This window comes from Ancylobacter vacuolatus, assembly GCF_030813595.1.
Lineage (GTDB): Bacteria > Pseudomonadota > Alphaproteobacteria > Rhizobiales > Xanthobacteraceae > Ancylobacter > Ancylobacter vacuolatus.
On the sequence record NZ_JAUSUH010000022.1, the window covers coordinates 1 to 5,299 of the forward strand.

Below are 5,299 nucleotides of genomic sequence, written 5' to 3' on the forward strand. Positions count from 1 at the left end.
CTTGCTCGCCTTCATCGTCTCCGCTCCTCCCAGCCAAGGGATTTTGGCGCGAAAAACTCCAGCTTCAAACGGTCCAGTTTTCGGGGATCAGATCATCATGGAGACGGACGCTGCGAGCCTCACGGTTCAGGCGCAAAGCCGTGGCTCATGCCTGTGCGGCGCACGGGGTGAGCCAGCGTCGGGCGTGCAAGGCGCCGGGCGTCGATCGCACCAGCGTGCGCTACCGAAGTGTGCGTCCCGACGATGCCGGCGCTTCCGGGGGCTGGCCGTGGTCGACGACTTCAGCCGGGAGTGCCTGGCGCCGGTGGCCGACACCTCGCTCTCGGGCCTGCGGGTGACGCGCGAGCTCGACGCGCTGCTCGCTATCCGGGGCAGGCCTGCGACCATCGTTTCCGACAACGGCACCGAGCTGACCTCGATGGCCGTTCTCAAATGGTGCCAGCAGAGCGGCATCGAATGGCACTACATCGCTCCCGGCAAGCCTATGCAGAACGGGCTCATTGAGAGCTTCAACGGCCGCTTCCGCGACGAATGCCTGAACGAGACGCTGTTCTCCAGCCTGTCCCAGGCCAGAGCCGCCATCGCCTCGTGGAAGGAGGACTACAACCTGAACCGCCTCCCACTCAGCTCTCGGCAATCGATCCCCGCCGAGCTCGCCGCAACAATCCCACTGAACCCAGGCCGCCTGAGGCCAAAAATCAACCCTCGGACTCTCTCCTAAACGCGCGGGCGCGCGGTTGCCCCGCGTCACCTCCCAAGATACCGCTCCGAACGCCGCCGAAGGCCGTTACATTTTTGCAACACTCGGTGCATCTGAGGTTGCACTGTTTCTTGGACGCGTTGCCAAGCGGGCATCTCACATGCAACTTTCTAATGAAACAACCGCTCCGTAGGTCATTGCGACTCGGTGGCGGTTCGGGCTCGCAAAGCGGGTCTGAATATCGGGGGGAAACATGGACAATCGTTGCGGATCCGCACACAGCGGAGTTATGGCCGTGCGGCACGAGTCCGGCAGCCATCCGAAGCGATCCCTCGCAGAACGCGCGCGCCGTGGCGCGCTGCTTCTGACCTCCGCTCTCGTCCCACCCGTCATCGGCGGGCGGACGAAGATCATGCTCGCCGCCCTCGCCAGCCTTGCCGCACAGCCGGCGCTAGCGGATTGCAGCACCTCCGGGACGACGACGCTGATCACCTGCGACGCGAGCAGCGTCTCGGTGACCATGTCGGCGGGCACGGGCAGCCTCACCGTAGACAGCGTGGACACGGTCTCCGTGATCTATGACTCCGTCCAGACGGTGGGTGAATACAATCAGACCGTGAATCTCACCGGCACGACCTCGATCGACAACCCGAACTATAGCGGGCTGGTGATGCAGTTCGGGACCACGCCCGACACGCCGCCCCAGCCCATCGCGGTAACGGTCAACGCCACGGTCAATATCGGCCCCAGTGTTGTGGCCAATTCCGGCAGCGGTGGCGGCTTCGGCACCATCTGGGTGCTGAACGACTATGCCGGCACCATCGCCATCGACAATGCGGGCACGCTGACGGCCACCGCGCCGACCTCGAGCACCGCAACCCTCAGCGGCGTGACGAATCTCGGCGCCGTGACCATCGTGAACAGCGGCTCGGTGACCTCGGACGGCGGCCGGGGCATCTATGCCGACGGCAATTGCGGCCCTGTAGGCCCGGACGGGTGCCTGGGCGCAGAGACCCCGGTCACGGTATCGGTCACCAACACGGCGACGGGCACGGTGAGTGCCACCACGGCCGCGATCCGCGTTATCGACTATAACGGCCTCGCCTCCATCACGAACGCAGGCACTGTGAGTTCCACCCTGTTCCAGGGCCTCATCGCATGGTCCGCGAACGGCGATGCCACCGTCACCAACAGCGGGTCCGTCACCTCCAACACCGACAACGCGGTCTATGCCTCCACCGAGGTCGGCACGGCGACGGTGACCAACAGCGGCACCGTGACCGCGACGGGTGACAGCTCCTTCGACGCGGCGCGCGCCCTCATCCGGGTGCCCGCCGGCTATAGCGGCCTGCTGGGTTCGGCCTCCACATCCGGCAACATCGTCATCACCAACGAGGCGACCGGCATCGTCTCCGCGAGCCGGGATACCGGCATCCTCGCCGAGACCCCACTCGGCAACGTCACCATCGTCAATGCCGGGACGGTGAGCGGGCTGGTGGGCATCGGCGCCAATAGCGGGCTTGCCACGCAGCACACCGCGGCCACCGTTGCCGCCATCGACGGTACCATCACCGTCACCAATAGCGGCACCGTCACCGCCACCTCGGTCGGCGTGTCCCTCAACGGCACCACCAACAGCCTGACAAACAGCGGGTCCATCAGCACAACCGGCACCAGCTCCGGCGACGCCGCCGTGGTGACCGGCAATGGCAACACCACCCTCGTCAATACCGGCACCATCTCGGCGGCCTCGTCGTCCGATACCGCCATTGCCATGGGCTCCGGCACCAACCGGCTGGTCATGTCGGACACATCGACCATCACCGGCCTTGTCACCAACGTCAGCAGCAACAACACGCTGGAGCTGAACGGCAGCGCGAGCGGTTCGCTCAACATCGGCAACGTCCGCTCGGGGGGCCAGTACCAGGGCTTCGCCAACCTCACCAAGTCCGGCACCGGCACCTGGGGGCTGCACGGAAACAACAGCACCCTCACCGGAACGCTGGCGGTGGACCAGGGCACGCTCACCTTTGACGGTGAAATGTCGGTCACCACGGTGACGGTGGGCAGTGCCACCGCCGCGACGCTCCAGATCGAGGAAGAGGGATCGCTCACCAGCGTCAATGCGACGGTGGGAACGGCGGCCGGGGGCATCGGCACCGTCACCATCAGCGACAATGGGTCGAGCTGGACCAACACCTCGGACATGACCATCGGACTGGATGGCGGCACCGGCAGCGTGACCGTCTCCGGCGGCGGCAGCCTGACCACAAGCCGCCTCGCCTTGTCCACGGGAAGCTGGGACATCGGCAGCAGCGGAGGCAGCGGCACGCTCACCGTCACCGGCCAAGGCTCGACGTGGAACAATACCGGCGGCGTGGACATCGCCCGCACCGAAGGCTCCACCGGCACGCTCACTATTTCGGGCGGCGCCTACGCCTCCATCCTCAATACCGGCATCTATACCGGGGCCGGAGCGCAGATCACCATCACCGGCGAAGGAACGCGGGTGGAGATCGGCGACCCCACGGACCCGACCAGCGCCGCCTGGCTGAGCCCCGAGGGCGGCACCGTCACGGTCTCGGACAGCGCCTATCTCTACGCCAGCGGCATCTATGTGGGGCCGGGCGGCAGCAACCTCACCACCATGACCGTCACCGGCGCGGGAACGGTGGTGGATTCCGCCGAGCGCGTCTATGTGGGCGGCCAGAACGGCTCCCGCGACGTGGACCCCATGAACGGCAATGGCGTCCTCACCATCTCCGCCGGCGCGGTCGTCACCACGGCGACGGTGGGCGCCGGCATGGACCCCCACTCGCAGGGCACAATCACCGTCACCGGCGCCGGCTCGCAGCTCTGGGCCAAGGCCAACGTGACCTACAGCGCGCCGGGCAATTTCTACGTCGGCTATAGCGGCACCGGCACGGTGGTCGTCGCCGACGGCGGCACCCTCAAGGCCGACAATGAGGTGCGCATCGGCTACGACACGGACGGGTACGGCACCCTCATCGTGGGCGCTGCCGCAAACTCCGCGGCGGTGGCGGCAGGCACCATCGACACGCCCGCCATCGTGTTCGGCACGGGCGGCGGCGAAGTGGTTCTCAACCACACATCGACCTCCTATGTGCTCGCCGCCGACATTTCCGGCAACGGCTCCCTGAATGTGCTTAGCGGCGGCACCGCGCTGACGGGCACCAACACCTATACCGAGGGCACCACCATCGCGGCCGGCGCCGCCCTCGTCGTGGGCTTCGGCGGCACCACCGGCTCCATCACTGGCAATGTGGTGAACAATGGCGGCCTCGGCTTCTTCCGTTCCGACGACACCACCTTTGCCGGCGTGATTTCCGGCGGCGGTACGGTGGCCAAGAACGGCGACGGCGTCCTCACCCTGTCGGGCGTGAACACCTATACGGGCGGCACCAGCATTGTGGGCGGCACCATCCGGATCGCCAGCGATTCCGCGCTCGGCGGAGCCTCCGGCGCCCTGTCCCTGTCCGGCGGCACGCTCGCCACCACGGCGAGCATCGCATCCACCCGCGCGGTCGCCCTCGGCAGCAATGGCGGCACGCTGGATGTGGGGACCGGCACCACGCTCAGCCTGTCCGGCAGCCTTTCCGGCGCCGGCGCGCTCACCAAGACCGGCACCGGCACGCTGGTCCTGACCGGCACCAACACCTATAGCGGCCTCACCACCATCTCGGCGGGCGTGCTGCAACTGGGGAACGGCGGCACCACCGGCTCCATCGCCGGCGACGTGGTGAATAATGCCACGCTGGTCTTTAACCGCTCCGACACCTACCTGTTCACCGGCTCCATCACCGGCACCGGCGCGGTGGTGTTCCAAGGCGGCGGCACGGTGCAGTTCTCCTCGCCCTATTCCGGCGCGGTGACGGTGGAAAATTCCACCGTGACGCTGGAGCGCGGCGTGACCTCCTCCTCTGTCTTCACGTTGGACAATGGCGGCACGCTCGGCGGCAGCGGCACCATCGGCGGCATCGTCGCCAATAACGGCGCTACCGTCTCCCCTGGCTATTCGCCCGGCACCCTGGTGGTGAGCGGCGCCGTGGCCTTCAATTCCGGCTCGATCTATCAGGTGGACGTGACGCCCCAGGGCGCCCACGACCTCATCATCGGCAACGGTGCGGTCACGATCTCTTCCGGCGCATCCGTGGAAGTCGTGGCGGTGAACGGCATTTACAAGCCGCAGAGCACCTACACCATCCTCACCACCACGGGCACGCTGACCGGCACCTTCGGCGCGATCAGCTCGGACTATGCCTTCCTCAGCCCCTCGCTCACCTATGACGCCAAGAACGTCTATCTGACGCTCGACTATAACGGCGTCGGCTTCACGGATCTGGCCACCACCTTCAACCAGGCGAATGTGGCGGTGGCGGCGCAGAACCTGCCGTTCGGCAATGTGGTCTTTGACGCCCTGGTGATGCTGCCGACCTCCGCGGTGGCGCCGGCGCTCAACCAGCTTTCGGGCGAGGCCTATGCTTCGGCGCAGACGGTGATCCAGCAGCAGTCGATCTATCTGCGCGACGCGGTCGGCAGCCGGCTGCGCCAATCGCTCACCGCCCCGTCCGCCGGGGC

Annotated in this window: 1 protein-coding gene and 1 pseudogene; both read left to right on the forward strand. The window is 66.7% G+C overall.

The genetic code is table 11. From position 1 onward, the window contains the following. Positions 1–247: 247 nt before the first annotated feature. Positions 248–721, forward strand: a pseudogene (locus J2S76_RS23075) (integrase core domain-containing protein); the annotation flags it as partial. Between the two features lie 391 nt (positions 722–1,112). Continuing rightward, positions 1,113–5,299, forward strand: a 4,187-nt coding sequence (locus J2S76_RS23080) for a beta strand repeat-containing protein (protein WP_307064486.1), incomplete at its 3' end; no start/stop codon positions are given.